This window comes from Enterococcus sp. DIV0660C (assembly GCF_017316125.1).
In the GTDB taxonomy this organism is placed as follows: Bacteria; Bacillota; Bacilli; order Lactobacillales; family Enterococcaceae; genus Enterococcus_B.
Window position 1 is genome coordinate 119729 of the sequence record NZ_JAFLWA010000019.1, and the last position, 18951, is coordinate 138679.

The window sequence follows — 18951 nt, forward strand, 5'->3', positions numbered from 1 at the left end:
GTTAGAAAAGTCACTTGTTAAAATATGAATGTATTGTAGCAGAGAGGGGAAAAAGATCGTGGAAGTGTCAGTCATTATGGGAAGTATTTCAGATTGGGAAACAATGAAATTTGCTTGTGATATGTTAGATGAATTTGGTATTTCATATGAGAAAAAAGTTGTATCAGCCCACCGTACGCCAGATTTAATGTTTCAATTTGCGAAAGAAGCAAGAGGAAGAGGAATCAAAGTGATTATTGCAGGTGCAGGTGGTGCAGCTCATCTACCCGGAATGGTTGCTGCGCAGACAACGTTACCTGTGATTGGTGTTCCTGTTCAATCACGAACATTAAATGGTTTAGATTCATTATTATCTATTGTCCAAATGCCAGGTGGTGTACCAGTAGCAACAACGGCAATTGGAAAAGCTGGTGCAATTAACGCTGGACTACTTGCGATACAGATGCTTTCAATGTATGATTTAGAATTGGAAGCTAAATTGGCTGAAAAACGTTCAATGATGGCTGAAACTGTTATAGAAAGTAGTGATCAACTTGGTTAAACCATTACTGCCTGGATCAACAATTGGGATTGTCGGCGGCGGTCAATTAGGTCGAATGATGACAATTAGTGCAAAAGAAATGGGCTTTAAAGTAGGCGTATTAGATCCTGTGAGTGGTTGCCCAGCAGCTCAAGTGGCTGATTGGCATATTGAAAGTTCCTATGATGATACTTTTGCATTAGAAGAACTTGCTAGACGAACAGATGTCATTACCTATGAATTCGAGAATGTAAGTGTGGAAGCACTTAATGCTATTTTACCAAAATCATTTATTCCTCAAGGCACGGACTTGTTGGCAATTACTCAAGACCGACTATTAGAAAAATCATTTTTAGAAACAAATAATATTGTGATTGCACCTTATGCAACAATTGTGAGCCCAACGGATATCCAAGATGCAATTGATGGAATTGGTTATCCTTGTGTCTTAAAAACAACGCGCGGTGGGTATGATGGAAAAGGTCAATGTGTATTGTATAGTCGTGCTGACTTAGCACCTGCAATGGACCTATTACGTAAAGGAACGTGTGTATTAGAAGCATGGATTCCATTTGAAAAAGAAATTTCTGTCATGGTGGCTGGTAATGGTCAAGGAGAGTATACAACATTCCCTGTGGTGGAAAATGTTCACCGAAATAATATCTTGCATGAAACAATTGCACCAGCTCGTGTACCTGATGAAGTAGTTGAGGAAGCTGAGCGAATCGCAAAGGTAGTTGCAGAAGCAGTGAACTTATCAGGTGTTTTAGGTGTTGAAATGTTTTTGACTAAGACTGGTGGTTTATATGTCAATGAGCTAGCGCCAAGACCACATAATTCCGGACACTATTCAATTGAAGCTTGTTCAATGAGTCAATTTGATGCACACATTCGTGGTATTTGTGGTTGGCCATTAAGTAAGATTCGATTACTAAGCGACGCCGTTATGGTCAATGTGTTGGGCGAACAGTTGTTAGAAAGTTATCGTTTGATTGAGAAAAAACCAGATTGGCAATTTCATTTTTATGGAAAAAGTCAAGCGCAAAAAGGACGGAAAATGGGGCATATCACCATTTTGACTGAAGATACGCATGAAACGCTAGAAGAAATCTATCAAACCAACATTTGGGACTAAAGGAGAAAGTTAAATGTTAGAACGTTATACACGACCTGAGATGGGAAATATCTGGACAGAAACAAATAAATATCAAGCTTGGTTGGAGGTTGAGATTCTAGCAGATGAAGCTTGGGCTGAACTTGGGGATATTCCTAAAGAAGATGTGAAAAAAATTCGGGAACATGCTTCATTTGATATCAATCGAATTTTAGAGATTGAAAAATCAACACGTCATGATGTTGTAGCTTTCACACGAGCGGTATCTGAAACACTTGGTGAAGAACGTAAATGGGTACATTATGGATTAACAAGTACAGATGTTGTCGACACTGCTTATGGTTATTTAATCAAACAGGCAAATGATATTTTACGAGAAGACTTGAAACGTTTTACAGCGATTATTGGTGAAAAAGCAAAAGAACATAAATATACCGTTATGATGGGCCGAACACATGGTGTTCACGCTGAACCAACAACATTTGGCTTAAAACTAGCTACTTGGTATTCTGAAATGAAACGGAATATTGAACGATTTGAACATGCAGCTAAAGGTGTAGAAGCTGGTAAAATCTCTGGTGCAGTAGGAACGTTTGCGAACATCCCACCATTTATTGAAGAGTATGTTTGTGAGAACTTAGGCATTCGCCCACAAGAAATCTCAACGCAAGTTTTACCACGCGATTTACACGCTGAATACTTTGCAACAATGGCATTGATTGCGACAAGTATTGAACGTTTTGCAACAGAAATTCGCGGGTTACAAAAATCAGAAACGCGTGAAGTGGAAGAATTTTTTGCTAAAGGGCAAAAGGGATCTTCTGCCATGCCACACAAACGCAATCCAATTGGGTCAGAAAATATGTCTGGTTTGGCGAGAGTGATTCGTGGTCATATGGTTACTGCGTACGAAAATGTTTCTTTATGGCATGAAAGAGATATTTCTCATTCATCTGCTGAACGAATCATTTTACCTGATACAACGATTCTTTTAGATTACATGTTGAATCGTTTTGGAAACATCGTGAAGAATCTGACGGTCTTCCCAGAAAATATGAAACGTAATATGGATGCTACATTTGGTCTGATTTATAGTCAACGAGTATTGTTGAAATTAATTGATAAAGGAATGACTCGCGAAGAAGCGTACGATCTAGTTCAACCAAAAACTGCGCAAGCATGGGATGAACAAAGAGCATTTCGTCCTTTACTGGAAAATGATGCGAAAATCACTTCTGTTTTATCAGCGGAAGACATTGATGATGCGTTTGACTATCACTACCATTTAAAAAATGTCGACACGATTTTTGAACGTGTTGGTTTAGCGTAAGATGATGAAATGCTGTAGCAAAAAATGCTGCAGCGTTTTTTTGTGCAATAAAAAAAGAGGTTTGCCACTAGTTGGGCAAGCCTCTTTTGTTTTTTTGTTAGTAGAATATATGAAGATCACTTACGCAAGTGCCTGCGTATTTGTAAAGTGAAGTGAGTGAAGCAGGTTGAGTAAATAATCAATGAAATCATAATTGTATTCCTGTGTATTGAAAACAACTTGGATACGATATTGATTTTTGAAAACTTTTTGTTCATGTATTTGATTAATTAACAATTCATGATTGGAATTCGTTTGATAGTGTGCAGTTTTTTTACGACATTCAGCGTGACGTTTTGTTGCACGGCGAATTTTTCGGAAAGTATAAAAGCTTGTATCTTTATTACACAGATAAACGTCTTTGATACCTAATAAATCATTATATAAGCGAGCACGTTCTTCTGGTGTTAGTTCAGTTAGGAATTGTTGTGCAGTATAAGTTGAATCTTCCATATGCTAGTGCCTCCTTGAATAAACATGCGTGATAATTACACATTTACTATACCATTAAGTTTTTTTGATGTAAACGTTTCGATTAACAATGATTTCATCTAGTATTCACTTAAAAACGAACATTAGATGATTCTAATGCTTTTAATGTACAGTATTTTGTTGATTTACATAAAAAGTGTTGTTAAAATCAAAAGTGAAAAAACGAACAAAAATGACTGTTTGTTAATTAAATGTAAGGCTATGAGGAGAGAGACTTGTGAAAAAAGCGGGATTGCTATATGAAGGAAAAGCTAAAAAAATGTTTGCAACAACAGATGAACAAGTGATTTGGGTCGAATATCTTGACCAAGCAACAGCATTGAATGGGATTATGAAAGACAAAATTCAAGGAAAAGGCGAATTAAATAATCAGATCACTAGTCGAATTTTCCAATACTTAACAAGAAAAGGGATTGACAATCATTTTATTGATATTTTGTCAAAAACCGAACAATTAGTAAAAAAAGTTGAAGTAATTCCTTTAGAAGTGGTTGTTAGAAATTTTGCAGCAGGAAGCTTTTCTAAACGATTAGCGGTACCAGAAGGAACTATCTTACCTGAACCAATCATTGAATTTTATTACAAAGATGATTCGTTAGATGATCCGTTTATCAATGAAGCGCATATTGCCTTCCTACAGCTTGCAACACCAGCTGAAATTCAAGAGATCAAATCAATGGCATTACAAGTCAACGATGCTTTACAGGAATTATTTACAGGAATTCACTTGCAATTGATTGATTTTAAACTTGAGTTTGGTCGGTTAGCAGATGGACAAATCTTACTTGCTGATGAGATTTCTCCTGATACTTGTCGTTTATGGGATACCGAATCTCGTGAACACATGGATAAAGATGTGTATCGTCGAAAAATTGGCAATCTGGTTCCAGTTTATCAAGAAGTGTTAAGTCGTTTGAACAATTATTCATTCTAGTAACTATTGCTCGTAAAAAAACTTACTTTTAAAGGAGGAAATCAAATGTATTTTGTAAAAGTTTATGTGACGTATAAAGATTCTGTATTAGATCCACAAGGAGAAGCTGTAAAACATGCAGTGCATCGTATGGGCTATGAAGAAATCGAAGAAATTCGTATAGGGAAATACTTTGAAATTCAAGTTGCACCATCGCAGACACCTGTTGAAGACACGATTGAACAAATTTGTGACAAATTATTAGCAAATGTCAATATGGAAACATATCGTTACGAAATTGAGGAAATGGAGGTAGTTTAGCATGAAGTTTGCAGTGATTGTTTTTCCCGGATCAAACTGTGATGCAGATATGCTGTGGGCTGTGCAAGAAATTATAGGTGTGGAAGCAGCGTATGTTCGTTACGACGAAGACTCCCTTTCAGGATTTGATGGCGTGCTACTCCCTGGTGGTTTTTCTTACGGTGATTATCTTCGTTGTGGCGCAATTGCTCGCTTCTCGACGATTATGAAGGAAGTGATTCGCTTTGCTGAAGAGGGCAAACCAGTATTTGGAACATGTAATGGGTTTCAAATTTTAACTGAAGCTGGGTTACTCCCTGGGGTTTTACGTAGAAATGAATCTTTACAATTTATTTGTAAGACAGTTCCGTTAAGAGTTGTGAATAATCAAACTGCGTTTACCTCAGAATATCATGAGGATGAAGTGATTCAGTTGCCAGTCGCTCATGGTGAAGGAAATTATTTTTGTGATGAAGAAACATTGCGTGAGCTAAAGGAAAATCATCAAATTGTTTTTACGTATGAAGAAGAAAATATCAATGGCAGTGTGGAACGTATCGCAGGAATTACGAATCAAGCTGGAAATGTTCTGGGAATGATGCCCCATCCTGAACGTGCGATGGAACAGTTGTTAGGTTCAGAAGACGGAAAACGTTTCTTTCAATCAATGATCAAAAATTTCGGGAAGGTGACTGTTTAGATGAAAACAATGATGGAGCCAACAGCACAAGAAATCAAAGAGCAGAAAATCTACAGTGAATGGGGTCTATCTGATGAAGAATACCGCATGATTGAAGAAGATATCTTGGGTAGAATGCCTAATTATACTGAAACAGGTCTGTTTTCTGTTATGTGGAGTGAACATTGTTCTTATAAGAATTCTAAACCTGTTCTACGAAAATTCCCAATTACTGGTCCAAAAGTTTTGCAGGGGCCTGGTGAGGGAGCGGGGATTGTGGACATCGGTGATGGGCAAGCAGTTGTTTTTAAAGCAGAAAGTCATAATCATCCTTCTGCTGTCGAACCGTATGAAGGCGCAGCGACTGGAGTTGGCGGGATTATTCGTGATATTTTCAGTATGGGGGCACGACCAATTGCATTGCTGGATTCTTTACGCTTTGGTGAATTGAATAATTCTCGCACAAAATATTTACTTGATGAAGTAGTTGCTGGAATTGGGGGGTATGGTAATTGTATTGGTATCCCAACAGTTGGCGGCGAGATTGCTTTTGATGCTTGTTATGAAGGAAACCCTTTAGTAAATGCGATGTGTGTTGGATTGATTGACCATAAAGATATTCAAAAAGGTCAGGCATCGGGTGTCGGTAATTCCATTATGTATGTTGGAGCTAAAACGGGACGTGACGGTATACATGGTGCAACGTTTGCTTCGGAGGAATTTAGTCAAGAAGAAGAACAACAACGTTCTGCTGTTCAAGTTGGCGATCCTTTCATGGAAAAATTGTTGTTAGAAGCCTGCCTTGAGTTGATCTTGAATCATGCAGAAATTTTAGTAGGTATTCAAGACATGGGGGCTGCGGGATTGGTGTCATCGAGTTCAGAAATGGCTTCTAAAGCAGGATCAGGTCTGATTTTAACACTAGATGATGTGCCTCAACGAGAAACAGGTATGTCTCCTTATGAAATGATGTTATCTGAATCTCAAGAACGCATGTTAATTTGTGTCAAAGCTGGTGCAGAGGAAGAAGTAAAAGCGTTATTCAAAAAATATGATTTGGATGCTGTAACAATTGGTAAGGTAACGGATGATGGCCAATATCGTTTATATCATCATGGAAATGAAGTGGCTAACCTGCCGGTTGATGCTTTGGCAGAGGATGCACCAGTTTACGATAAGCCAAGAAAAGAACCAGCAAGAATGGCAGAGTTTCGAGAAATGCCCGCATATCTACCTGTTATTGGAGAACCAAATGAAACATTTTTAGCGTTACTAGCTCAACCAACGATTGCTTCAAAGAAATCCATTTACGAAACATACGACTCTCAAGTTCAAACAAATACTGTTGTTCGTCCAGGAAGTGATGCAGCTGTTTTACGAATCCGCGGAACGAAAAAATCTTTGGCAATGACAACTGATTGTAATGCAAGATACCTTTATTTAAATCCAGAAATCGGTGGACAGATTGCAGTTGCTGAAGCAGCGCGAAATATTGTTGCCAGCGGTGGAAAACCTTTAGCAATTACCGACTGCTTGAATTATGGTTCTCCAGATAAACCTGAAGTTTTTTGGGAACTTTGGCATTCAGCAGATGGAATAGCAGAAGCTTGTCGTACCTTTGAAACACCAGTGATTTCTGGAAATGTGTCACTTTACAATGAAACAGATGGCAAGGCAATCTATCCAACTCCGATGATTGGTATGGTAGGTTTGATTGAATCCCATGAACAAATTACTACACAGGAATTTAAGCAAGCGGGTGATCGGATATATGTCATTGGTCAAACAGGCAATGACTTTAATGGAAGTGAGCTTCAAAAGCTTTTGACAGGAACAATTCAAGGTCAGCTAACTAATTTTGATTTGGCAGTTGAAAAGAAAAATCAAGACTTAATGCTAGCTGCTATTCGACAAGGTTTGGTAGCAAGCTCTCATGATTGCTCTGAAGGTGGCTTGGCGGTTGCCATTGCAGAGGCTGCTTTTACAAATGAGTTAGGTGTCAACATTCAGACTGAGTTAACTGTTGCAGAACTTTTCTCGGAGACACAATCACGATTTGTGGTCTCAATCAACCCAGAAAAGCAGGTGGCTTTTGAACAACTGGTAGGAGAACATGCCTATTATCTTGGTGAAGTAACAGCTGATTCTCAGTTGAGAATGCAAGCAGTTGATGGCGAAATCAATCTAACAACTCAAAGGGCTAAAGCAAGCTGGGAGGAAGCTATTCCATGTCTTATGAAGTAAAAAGTTTAAATGAAGAGTGTGGAATTTTTGGTGTCTGGGGGCATCAGGATGCAGCAAGTGTTACTTACTTTGGCTTGCATAGCCTGCAACATCGTGGTCAAGAAGGCGCGGGGATTGTTTCAAATGACGAGGGTAAACTAAACGGGCATCGTGATCTTGGGTTATTATCAGAAGTATTCAAAGATCAACGAAAATTGACTCAATTAACAGGAAATGCAGCAATTGGTCATGTGCGTTACGCGACTGCAGGAAATGGAAGTGTCGATAATATTCAGCCGTTCTTATTCAAATTTTATGATGTTTCGGTTGGTTTAGCACACAATGGTAATTTAACCAATGCTCGTTCTTTACGAAGAGAATTAGAGCAAGATGGCGCAATTTTTCATTCAAATTCGGATACAGAAATTTTAATGCATTTGATACGCCGAAGCGACGAGGAAACATTTTTAGCAAAATTAAAAACATCTTTGAACAAAGTAAAAGGTGGCTTTGCTTACTTACTAATGACAGAAGACGCGATGATTGCGGCACTTGATCCGAACGGGTTCCGTCCGCTAGCGATTGGCCAGATGAAAAATGGTGCTTATGTTGTTACTTCTGAAACCTGTGCTTTAGAAGTAGTGGGTGCAGATTTTATTCGTGATGTGCACCCCGGAGAAGTAGTGATAATCAGCGATGAAGGGTTGAAAATCGAAACGTACACACAAGATACACAGCTAGCAATTTGCTCAATGGAGTATATCTACTTTGCACGACCAGACTCGAACATCAATGGGGTCAATGTCCATACTGCTCGAAAAAACATGGGGAAAAATTTAGCTAAAGAGGCGCCTATTGAAGCAGATATGGTGGTAGGAGTTCCTAATTCTTCTTTGTCAGCTGCTAGTGGGTATGCTGAAGCTAGTGGGATTCCTTATGAAATTGGTTTGGTAAAGAATCAATATATTGCGCGGACATTCATTCAACCCACACCAGAGTTACGTGAACAAGGGGTGCGTATGAAATTATCAGCTGTTCGTGGAGTAGTGGAAGGTAAAAAAATTGTGATGGTAGATGACTCCATCGTCCGAGGTACGACAAGTCGGCGAATCGTCCGATTATTAAAAGAAGCTGGTGCCAAAGAAGTACATGTACGGATCGCATCGCCACCCCTAAAATATCCTTGTTTTTACGGAATTGATATTCAAACGAGAAAAGAACTGATTGCTGCTAATCATAGTATCGAAGAAATTCGACAATGTATTGGGGCAGACTCTTTAGAATTCCTTAGTGAGGAAGGTCTGATTACTGCCATTGGATTACAAGAAGAGGCGCCTTATTCAGGACTATGTATGGCTTATTTTAATGGTGACTATCCAACTCCTTTATATGATTATGAGGAGAAATACCAAGCATCTCTAAAAGAAAAAGTTTCGTTTTTCTAATAATAAAGGAGTGAATCATCGCATGAAAAATGCATATGCAAAAGCTGGCGTGGATGTGGAAGCTGGTTATGAAGTTGTTGAACGAATCAAAAAACATGTAAATAAAACGGAACGTCTTGGTGTAATGGGTGCACTAGGAGGTTTTGGTGGTTGTTTTGATCTTTCTTTGCTTGATGTGAAAGAACCTGTTTTAGTTTCGGGAACGGATGGCGTTGGGACAAAATTAGCAGTAGCAATTGAAGCAAATCAACATGATACGATTGGGATTGATTGTGTTGCAATGTGTGTGAACGATATTTTAGCCCAAGGTGCAGAGCCTCTTTATTTCTTAGATTACTTAGCTACAGGAAAGAATGAACCGGAAAAATTGGAACAAGTAGTTGCAGGCGTAGCAAATGGGTGCGTTCAAGCAAATATGGCGCTAATTGGTGGAGAAACTGCTGAAATGCCAGGGATGTATCAAGGTGAGGACTATGACTTAGCCGGATTTGCCGTTGGAATTGCCGAAAAGTCACAACTGATTACTGGAGAGTCGATTGAACCAGGTGATATTTTATTAGGACTACCTTCAAGTGGGATTCATTCAAATGGGTATTCACTAGTAAGAAAAATTTTCTTTGAAGAACATCAACTGACAACGGATAGTCTTTTGCCAGAATTAAATGAAACATTAGCTGATAGTCTATTAGTTCCAACGAGAATTTATGTTGCAAGTCTTTTACCATTGATCAAAAAAAATCAATTGAAAGGCTGTGCACATATCACCGGTGGTGGTTTTGTAGAGAACATTCCTCGCATGCTACCAGCTGGGGTCAGTGCAAATATCCAATTAGGAAGCTGGCCGATTTTACCAATTTTTGATTGTCTACAAAGCTATGGGAAGCTCTCTTTGGCAGAAATGTATGAAATTTTTAATATGGGTATTGGAATGGTCGTTGCTGTTTCACCAGAACAAGTAGCTGAAGTCACGGCTAATTTTGCAGAGCAAGGAGATGCCGTTTACCAAATCGGTGAAATCGTAGCAGAAGACACACAGAAAATTATTTTTACTGGAGAAATGGCATGAGACTAGCTATTTTTGCTTCGGGTAATGGAAGTAACTTCCAAGCTTTGGTAACGAATTTAAGAGAAAAAAAGCTAGCTGTCACAGTTGACTGGCTATTCTGTGACCAGCCAGACGCATACGTGCTACAAAGAGCAGAAACGTTGAAAGTGCCTGCTAGCCAATTTTCACCAAAAGATTTTGCAAATAAAGTAGCGTACGAGCAGGAGATACTCCGACAGTTGCATGAACGGAAAATTGATTTGGTTATTTTGGCAGGCTACATGCGAATTGTAGGACCCACTTTGCTCACCGCATTTGAAAATAAAATAGTGAACATCCATCCATCGTTATTGCCGGATTTTCCGGGATTGCACGGAATTCGTGATGCATATGAAGCAGGAGTAGCAACTACAGGTGTGACTGTTCATTTGATTGATGCAGGTGTCGATACAGGACCAATCATTCGTCAAGAAAAAGTCGAGATTGAACCAACAGATACATTGGAAATTCTTGAACAAAAAATCCATGCAGTTGAGCATCGAATTTATCCAGAAATCGTCGAAGAAATGATCAAAAATGGAGGCTATTTAAAATGACAAGAGCGTTGATTAGTGTATCAGACAAAACAGGAATCGTTGACTTTGCTAAAGGTTTGATTGCTAATAATATCGAAATTATTTCAACAGGTGGAACAAAAAAAGCATTGGATCAAGCAGGTATTAAAACGATTTCTATTGATGAGGTCACTGGTTTTCCAGAAATGATGGATGGCAGAGTGAAAACTTTGCATCCGAAGATTCACGGAGGACTTTTAGGGCGTCGAGATGTCGTTGAACATATGGAAGATATGAAACGCGGTGAGATTTTACCAATCGATTTTGTTTGTGTAAATCTTTATCCATTTAAGGAAACCATTTTAAAACCAGAAGTAACGGAGCAAGAAGCAATTGAAAATATTGATATTGGTGGTCCAAGTATGTTGCGAAGTGGTGCTAAAAATCATGAATTTGTCACAGTGATCGTTGATCCGTCAGATTATTCATTCGTTCTCCAAGAGTTAGAAGCCCATGGAGAAACACAGTTAGCAACTCGGAAACGTCTAGCTGCAAAAGTCTTTCGTCATACGGCTGCTTATGATGCGTTAATTGCTCAATATTTGACAGAGATGGTGGACGAAAAAGAACCAGAAAAATTAACGTTGACTTATGAGCGAAAACAAGATTTACGTTACGGCGAAAATAGCCATCAGGAAGCAGCTTTTTATCAATCTGCTTTGCCGGCAGACTATTCGATTGCTGCGGCAAAACAACTACATGGAAAAGAACTTTCATTCAACAATATTCGTGATGCAGATGCAGCGCTAAGAATTGCCCGTGAGTATGAGGAGCCAACAGTCGTCGCGTTGAAACATATGAATCCATGTGGTATTGGAACGGCACCAACGATTTTTGAAGCTTGGAATTATGCGTTTGAAGCAGATCCAGTTTCAATTTTTGGTGGAATTATCGTTTTGAATCGTGAAGTAGATGTGGCTACTGCTGAAAAAATGCATGAACTATTTTTAGAAATCATTATTGCTCCAGGATTCACTGAAGCTGCATTAGAAGTTTTGAAGAAAAAGAAAAATCTGCGTATTTTAACGATCAGTTTTGAACAAAAAACAGCTAGCATATCGGATGAAACAGTATCTGTTTTAGGTGGGTTATTAGTTCAAAGTCAAGATCTTGCAATGGAACACGAAGAAGACTGGACTGTAGTAACAGAACAGCAACCAACTGCAGAACAAACAGCGGCGTTGGCATTTGCTTGGAAAGCCGTGAAGCATGTTAAATCTAATGCTATTGTTGTTGCGAATGAACACCAAACTGTCGGTGTAGGGGCTGGGCAAATGAATCGTGTGGGATCCGTCAAGATAGCGATTGAACAAGCTGTCGAAAAACTAAAAGGTGCAGTACTGGCAAGTGACGCGTTTTTCCCAATGGATGATTCAGTTGAATACGCTGCTACGCATGGAATCAAGGCAATCATTCAGCCGGGTGGCAGTATCAAAGACCAAGCTTCCATTGATATGGCTAATCGTCATGGTATTGCGATGGTCTTTACGAATGTACGTCATTTTAGACATTAATCTTCAGTGGAAAAGGAGTAACGCATGAAAATTTTGATTATTGGTGCAGGCGGTCGTGAACATGCAATTGGGAAAAAACTGGTGGACAGTCCGTTAGTTGAAACAGTCTACTGCGCACCGGGGAACCCTGGAATGAAAAAAGATGATATTCAACCAGTCGCAATTGCAGAAACAGATCATGATGCGCTCATCTCATTTGCAAAAGAGCAGTGTGTTTCTTGGACATTCGTTGGACCAGAAGTTCCTTTGTTAAATGGAATTGTCGATGATTTTATAGCAGCAGATTTGAAAATTTTTGGACCAACAAAGCGCGCAGCGTTGATTGAGGGATCCAAAAGTTTTGCTAAACAATTGATGAAAGAGTGTCAGATTCCGACAGCTGAATCGCAAACATTTAATGATTATGAAATGGCTATAGCTTATATCAACGAAAAAGGTGCACCAATCGTTGTGAAAGCAGATGGGTTAGCTGCTGGTAAAGGTGTTGTTGTTGCAATGACCATTGAAGAAGCAATACAAGCTGCTAAAGATATGCTAAAGAGTCATCGATTTGGTGAAAGTGGAAATCAAATTGTAGTTGAAGAGTTTTTGGCTGGCGAAGAATTTTCGCTTTTAGCGTTTGTTCGTGGTACAGAAGTTTATCCCATGGTAATTTCGCAAGACCATAAACGAGCATACGACTTGGATAAAGGGCCGAATACCGGGGGAATGGGTGCGTACTCACCAGTTCCACAAATTTCACAAAAGATGGTTGATGAAGCTATTGAAACGATTTTGAAACCAGCGGCGCAAGGGATGGTTGAACAAGACCGTTCCTTCACGGGGATCTTGTATGCTGGGTTGATTGCAACTGTTGACGGCCCAAAAGTGATTGAATTCAATGCTCGATTTGGTGACCCAGAAACACAAGTTGTTTTACCAAGATTGGTGAATGATTTTGCACAAGTGATAGATGATTTACTAGAAAATCGCTCAATCGAATTAGAATGGTCACAAGATGAGTTTCATGTGGGTGTTGTTGTCGCTGCTGAAGGTTACCCAGCAACGTATGAAACAGAGATGAGTTTGCCAGATTTTTCTGATGAATCACATGTTCAGGTGTATTATGCAGGTGTGGCAGAAAAAGAAGGATGTTTAGTTGGAAATGGTGGACGGATCTATTTAGTTGAAGCCAAAGCGAAAACGTTAGAGCAAGCACAAAAAATGATTTATGAAGTTCTTGAAAGAAAAGACACGACTGAAACGTTCTATCGTCATGATATTGGAAACAAGGCGTTGGAAGTAGTCGAAGGAAAATCATTGACTAAAAGATAAAAATATTTTTGATTTGATAAAGCCTTTTCATAAAAGTTGTGCTACACTTTTATTGTGTAAAGAAGGAGGAGTTTTTTAATGAAACAGGTTCAATTTGGAACAGTAAATCACGCAGTTTCCGCAGTCATTCTTGGCTGTATGCGCATCAATAGTGCGAAAGATCCAGTTAAGGCAATCGAAACTGCTTATGACAATGGAATCAATTTCTTTGATCATGCAGATATCTATGGAAATGGTGAGTGCGAATCAATTTTTGCAGATGCTTTGGCAAAGACCTCTTTAAAGCGTGAAGATTTATTTATTCAAACAAAATGTGGAATCGTTCCAGGAGTGATGTTTGATTTTTCAAAAGAACACATCATCGCATCTGTTGAGGGCAGCTTGAAACGTTTAAAAATGGATTATGTAGATGCTTTATTGCTACATCGACCAGATACATTAGTCGAACCTGACGAGGTTGCTGCAGCTTTTGACGAATTAGAAAAAGCGGGGAAAGTCCGCTATTTTGGTGTAAGCAATCAAAAACCGATGCAAATTGAACTATTGAAAAAATCAGTACGTCAACCTTTAGTGGCTAACCAATTGCAGTTTGGCTTAAAGCATTCAGAAATGGTTGATCAAGGAATTCATATAAACATGACAGACCCTGCAAGTATCGATCATGATGGCAGTGTACTAGATTATTCACGAGTGCATGACATGACAATTCAAGCATGGTCTCCTTATCAATATGGATTCTTTGAAGGTGTCTTTATCGGCAATGAAAAATTCCCAGAATTAAATCAAAAACTGAGCGAAATGGCTGAAAAATATAACACGACGCCAACTGGTTTAGCTTCAGCCTGGATCTTACGTCATCCAGCAAATATGCAAGTGATTGCTGGTACCATGAATGTTAGCCGTATTGAAGAAATTGCAAAAGCTTCTGATGTTGTGTTGACAAGAGAAGATTGGTACGATTTGTACATGGCTGCAGGAAATATTTTGCCATAGAATTTGGCGAACGGTATCAGTTATTCGATAGGAAACAAAAAAGGATTGCTACAAAAGTAGCAATCCCTTTTTTTGCTTTTTTCCGAACATTTCTCTTTTTAACGGACTCGTTTATTGAAAAAAGACTAAAAAAACGAATTATTCGTAAAATGTTCATGGTTTTGGCTTGATTTTTTTATTTAGTTGAGTTAAATTACATAGGGCGCTGAAAAAAGCCCGAATAAAACGAAGAATGTTCGTGTTTTACTGAACTGAACATTAGGAGGACAATTTGATGAAAGTATTTGACTACGAAGATATCCAACTAATTCCGAATAAATGTATCGTAAATAGCCGATCAGAGTGTGACACAACAGTGACTTTAGGTAAGCACTCATTTAAAATGCCAGTAGTACCTGCGAACATGCAAACAATTATCGATGAATCAATCGCAGAATTTTTAGCAAAAAATGGTTATTTTTATATTATGCATCGTTTCGATGAAGAAGCACGTATCCCGTTTATTAAAAAGATGAAACAAGAAGGATATATCTCATCAATCAGCGTAGGCGTAAAAGAAAACGAATATGCTTTCGTTGAAGAATTAGCACAAAAAAATCTAGTACCAGATTACATCACAATTGATATTGCTCACGGGCATTCCAATTCAGTAATTAACATGATTCAACATATAAAAAAACATCTTCCCGAAACATTTGTGATTGCAGGAAATGTGGGAACGCCTGAAGCTGTTCGTGAATTAGAAAATGCTGGGGCTGATGCAACCAAAGTTGGCATCGGACCAGGAAAAGTTTGTATCACGAAAATCAAAACAGGTTTCGGAACAGGTGGCTGGCAGTTAGCCGCATTAAGATGGTGTGCAAAAGCTGCTCGTAAACCAATTATCGCAGATGGAGGGATTCGGACACACGGCGATGTGGCAAAATCAGTTCGTTTTGGTGCAACGATGGTTATGATTGGTTCATTATTTGCTGGACATGAAGAATCACCAGGCGAAACGAAAGTCGAAAACGGAGTTGTTTATAAAGAATATTTTGGCTCCGCTTCGGAATTCCAAAAAGGTGAAAAGAAAAATGTTGAAGGAAAGAAAATCTGGATTCAACATAAAGGTTCACTAAAAGATACATTAGTTGAAATGCAACAGGATTTACAATCTTCAATTTCTTATGCAGGCGGTCGTGACTTAGAAGCGATTCGTAAAGTCGATTATGTAATTGTGAAAAACTCTATTTTTAATGGAGATACAATTTAAAGTAGCAAAGTGTTTTTAATCTCAAATAATAGTAGGAAGAGTGTCAGATGAATCTTTGTCTGGCGCTCTTTTTTATTGGTTAGAAAAGAGGCTACGAAAAAATTCGTTATTTTTATTTCTTTTTTGTCAAAAATTCAGCTACAATAGAAGATGGAATGAAAAGGAGACTTGAAATTATGAAAAAAATAAAAGTATTATCTGTTTTTGGTACTAGACCAGAAGCAATTAAAATGGCACCGTTAGTTAAAGCTCTTGCGAAAGATGAACGCTTTATAGGAAAAGTTGCTGTTACGGCACAACATCGTGAAATGCTTGACCAGGTATTAGAAGTATTTGAGATTGATCCTGATTATGATTTGAATTTGATGAAAGGTGGACAAACATTAGCTGGGATTACTTCGAGAATTCTTGATGACTTAACACCTGTTTTATTGGAAGAACAACCTGACATTGTTTTGGTGCATGGAGATACTACAACGACTTATGCGAGTGCAACCGCAGCTTTCTATCAACAAATCAAAGTCGGTCACGTGGAAGCAGGTTTGCGAACTTGGAATAAGTGGTCACCATTTCCTGAAGAGATGAATCGTCAATTGACAGATGTCTTAAGTGATATTTATTTTGCACCAACAAGTCAAAGTAAAGAAAACTTAGAAAAAGAAAATCATCCAACAGACGCTATTTTTGTAACTGGGAATACTGCAATTGATGCAATGAAATACACGGTTGATGAAGAGTATCAGAGCGAACATCTATCGGTATCCAAAGAGGACAAACAAGTCTTAGTGACGATGCACCGCCGCGAAAATATTGGACAACCAATGCGTCAAGTGTTCCAAGCGATTGCCCGCGTTGCCAATGAACATCCAGAAGTGAAGTTTATTTTTCCAATGCATCGTAATCCGAAAGTACGTGAAGAAGCAATGGATATTCTAGGGGCTTTGGGTAATGTATCATTGATTGAGCCTTTAGATGTTGTCGATTTTCATAATTTCGCAGCTCGAAGTTATTTGATTTTGACGGATTCTGGTGGTGTCCAAGAAGAAGCGCCGTCACTTGGAGTACCGGTACTTGTCTTGCGTGATACAACAGAACGTCCAGAAGGTGTTAAGGCGGGGACTTTGAAAATGGTTGGAACAGATGAAACAACTGTTTACGAAGAAACAACTCGTTTACTTGAAAACAAAGAAGCCCATCAAGAAATGGCACATGCTTCAAATCCGTATGGTGATGGTCAAGCCAGCCAACGTATTTTAGACGCAATGGCGTATTACTTTAATACAGAAGAAAACCGACCAACTGATTTTGAATAAAGTTTATTTTTTCGTAAATTTATCTATTTTTTTAAGATAAAAAGTAAGTGAGGAAATCTCATGTGGCAAAAAATTGATAAGGCACAAGGACCTGCATATCGACAAATGATGGATCAAATCATGCAGAAAATCGAGCAAGGAGAATTAAATCCAGGGGAGCGACTAGCCTCGGAACGGAAGTTAGCAGAGGCTTTTGGGGTGAATCGTTCCACCGTAGTTCACGCGTTGGAAGAGTTACGCGCGCTTGGAATCCTAACAAGCAAACAAGGCAGTGGTCGCTATGTCAATCAAATGGAATGGGGCAAGTTTTCTATTCCAAGAATTGATTGGCGTCAATTGATTGCTCATCGATATGAGCAATCAATCAATCATTATGAAGAAAAAATCAATCGTGGTAAGAGACAAACGAGTACATTTCTTGATTTATATTCGAGTGAAATGCCGAATGAGCTATTACCTGATTTTCAATTTCCTGCTTATTCATTAGAAGATATCTTAATGGAAGAAAAAAGGATGAATCGCTATGGCTACTTGCCTTTGAAAGAAAAAATCACGGGATACTTAAAAGAAGAACTTCAGTTGAACTTTTCTGCGGACCAGCTTTTAGTCACTGGTGGTGGTCAGCAAGCTATTTTTTTGATTTTGCAAACCATTTTGTCATCAGGAGATGCAATCGCGGTTGAATCCCCTTCTTTTTTCTATCGTCTTCCTTTGTTTAAAGCAGCGGGAATTCGCCTTTTTGGAGTGACGATGGATGAGGAAGGGATTGAGTTAAAACAGCTAGAATCATCGATTTTAAAAAATCAGGTGAAAGCCGTCTTAGTCAATCCTAATTTTCAGAATCCAACAGGAAAAGTCATGAGCCAAAAAAGACGTGAGGCGCTTGTGCAATTGTGTCGTCGCTACCAATTACCAATCATTGAAGATGATGTTTTTACGGACTTTTCTTTTTCAGAGATGAATGAGACCCAACCGCTTCGCTTGCTTGATCCAGATAATGTCTTATATATTGGTTCCTTGTCACGTGTTTTAGGTCGAACGACGAAAATCGGTTGGGTATTAGGTCCAGAAACATTAATAGCTCGATTGGCCAATGCTCAAGAAATGATGGAATTTTCGTTAAGTATTGTTTCGCAAATGTTCGCAACAAGTGTGTTTGATGAAGCGTTTCTTTCAAAAATGTCGTTGGTGCGAAAACAGCTAGCTAAGCGAAGTCGACAATTAATTGATTGGTCGAAGCAACAATCTTTTTTTAAATTGCATCCAATCAGAGGTGGCTACTATGCTTGGTTGACTTGGGAAGGCAAGCAATTATCAACAGAAATAGCAGATGAATTAATTGCGCGAGGATTGGGAATTGCTCCGGCACAACTATTTGGAGAAGAAGTAAATGGGCTACGTTTGAATTTTAGTCGGTTATCCGAAGAAGAATTACCCAAATTTAGTGAATTGATGAACCAAGCAGCGGAGATGTTAAAAAAATAAAGAAAATTGTAACAGCATAGAAATTTTTCTATGCTGTTTTTTTGTTGATGAAATTTTTTACAGAGGTAAGGTATAACAGCTTCATTAGTTGTTTGTAAAATCATGCACGAGTCTAGAAATTTTCAAGAATAAACTTATATAAAAGTTGTAACAATAAGGTTTATAAATAGAAACAGCTCGATGTTTTGCTATTAAAATACGGAGGATTTTTTTAGGTAAAATGTAAACCGCTTTCTTGTTTGTGATTCAATTCACTATCGTTGATGTAGCAAGGATTATTTTTACAAAAAATTATCGTGAATTTATGGGCTTATAACTTGTGTTTCTCCATGATACATGATAATTTATGTATGAAGCCGGTTAAAT

General features: G+C 38.5%; 17 protein-coding genes. 16 read left to right on the forward strand and 1 reads right to left on the reverse strand.

Translation table 11 applies throughout. The features are described 5' to 3' along the window. Window positions 1-76 precede the first annotated feature (76 nt). The 3 genes from purE to purB are packed head-to-tail and all read left to right on the forward strand — an operon-like array spanning window position 77 to window position 2964. Entirely contained in the window at window positions 77-541 is a 465-nt protein-coding gene (gene purE, locus DOK81_RS05680) for a 5-(carboxyamino)imidazole ribonucleotide mutase (RefSeq protein ID WP_242589919.1), read from the forward strand. Continuing rightward, complete coding sequence (gene purK / locus DOK81_RS05685) at window positions 534-1655, forward strand: 5-(carboxyamino)imidazole ribonucleotide synthase (RefSeq protein ID WP_206909216.1); 1122 nt, start codon at window positions 534-536, stop codon at window positions 1653-1655. Before purE ends, purK begins: the two co-directional genes overlap by 8 nt. 13 nt (window positions 1656-1668) lie before the next feature. Next, window positions 1669-2964, forward strand: coding sequence for an adenylosuccinate lyase (gene purB / locus DOK81_RS05690; protein WP_206909218.1), 1296 nt, complete (start codon window positions 1669-1671; stop codon window positions 2962-2964). A gap of 120 nt (window positions 2965-3084) precedes the next feature. On the opposite strand, the gene DOK81_RS05695 is transcribed toward purB, so the two are convergent. Continuing rightward, entirely contained in the window at window positions 3085-3456 is a 372-nt protein-coding gene (locus DOK81_RS05695; RefSeq protein WP_206909220.1) for a hypothetical protein, read from the reverse strand. Between the two features lie 256 nt (window positions 3457-3712). Here DOK81_RS05695 and purC point away from each other — a divergent pair, with 256 nt between their 5' ends. From purC to DOK81_RS05760, 13 genes are all read left to right on the forward strand, one after another. After that, entirely contained in the window at window positions 3713-4429 is a 717-nt protein-coding gene (gene purC / locus DOK81_RS05700; RefSeq protein WP_206909221.1) for a phosphoribosylaminoimidazolesuccinocarboxamide synthase, read from the forward strand. Between the two features lie 45 nt (window positions 4430-4474). Beyond that, on the forward strand, window positions 4475-4729 hold the full coding sequence (purS, locus tag DOK81_RS05705; RefSeq protein ID WP_206909222.1) for a phosphoribosylformylglycinamidine synthase subunit PurS: 255 nt from the start codon (window positions 4475-4477) through the stop codon (window positions 4727-4729). Between the two features lies 1 nt (window position 4730). Then, window positions 4731-5408, forward strand: coding sequence for a phosphoribosylformylglycinamidine synthase subunit PurQ (gene purQ / locus DOK81_RS05710; RefSeq protein ID WP_206909223.1), 678 nt, complete (start codon window positions 4731-4733; stop codon window positions 5406-5408). Beyond that, window positions 5409-7631, forward strand: coding sequence for a phosphoribosylformylglycinamidine synthase subunit PurL (gene purL / locus DOK81_RS05715; RefSeq protein ID WP_206909224.1), 2223 nt, complete (start codon window positions 5409-5411; stop codon window positions 7629-7631). Beyond that, the gene (purF, locus tag DOK81_RS05720) at window positions 7616-9055 is read left to right on the forward strand and encodes an amidophosphoribosyltransferase (protein WP_206909225.1); all 1440 of its coding nucleotides are present in this window, start codon (window positions 7616-7618) and stop codon (window positions 9053-9055) included. Before purL ends, purF begins: the two co-directional genes overlap by 16 nt. Before the next feature lie 22 nt (window positions 9056-9077). Beyond that, window positions 9078-10121, forward strand: coding sequence for a phosphoribosylformylglycinamidine cyclo-ligase (purM, locus tag DOK81_RS05725; protein ID WP_206909226.1), 1044 nt, complete (start codon window positions 9078-9080; stop codon window positions 10119-10121). Next, the gene (purN, locus tag DOK81_RS05730) at window positions 10118-10696 is read left to right on the forward strand and encodes a phosphoribosylglycinamide formyltransferase (RefSeq protein WP_206909227.1); all 579 of its coding nucleotides are present in this window, start codon (window positions 10118-10120) and stop codon (window positions 10694-10696) included. Before purM ends, purN begins: the two co-directional genes overlap by 4 nt. Next, window positions 10693-12228 (forward strand): bifunctional phosphoribosylaminoimidazolecarboxamide formyltransferase/IMP cyclohydrolase, encoded by a 1536-nt coding sequence (gene purH / locus DOK81_RS05735; RefSeq protein ID WP_206909228.1) that lies wholly within the window; start codon window positions 10693-10695, stop codon window positions 12226-12228. Before purN ends, purH begins: the two co-directional genes overlap by 4 nt. A gap of 24 nt (window positions 12229-12252) precedes the next feature. After that, a complete protein-coding gene (gene purD, locus DOK81_RS05740; protein WP_206909231.1) occupies window positions 12253-13542 on the forward strand; it encodes a phosphoribosylamine--glycine ligase in 1290 nt (429 codons plus the stop codon). A gap of 78 nt (window positions 13543-13620) precedes the next feature. Then, window positions 13621-14535 (forward strand): aldo/keto reductase, encoded by a 915-nt coding sequence (locus DOK81_RS05745; protein ID WP_206909233.1) that lies wholly within the window; start codon window positions 13621-13623, stop codon window positions 14533-14535. A 274-nt stretch (window positions 14536-14809) separates the two neighbouring features. Further along, window positions 14810-15787: a GMP reductase gene (gene guaC, locus DOK81_RS05750; protein WP_067481199.1), complete on the forward strand. Its 978-nt coding sequence runs from the start codon at window positions 14810-14812 to the stop codon at window positions 15785-15787. Window positions 15788-15963: 176 nt separating this feature from the next. Then, window positions 15964-17100 (forward strand): UDP-N-acetylglucosamine 2-epimerase (non-hydrolyzing), encoded by a 1137-nt coding sequence (gene wecB, locus DOK81_RS05755; RefSeq protein ID WP_206909235.1) that lies wholly within the window; start codon window positions 15964-15966, stop codon window positions 17098-17100. 60 nt (window positions 17101-17160) lie between these two features. Next, window positions 17161-18585 carry a PLP-dependent aminotransferase family protein gene (locus DOK81_RS05760; RefSeq protein ID WP_206909237.1) on the forward strand — a complete coding sequence of 475 codons (1425 nt, stop codon included), beginning with the start codon at window positions 17161-17163 and terminating at the stop codon, window positions 18583-18585. Window positions 18586-18951: the final 366 nt, after the last annotated feature.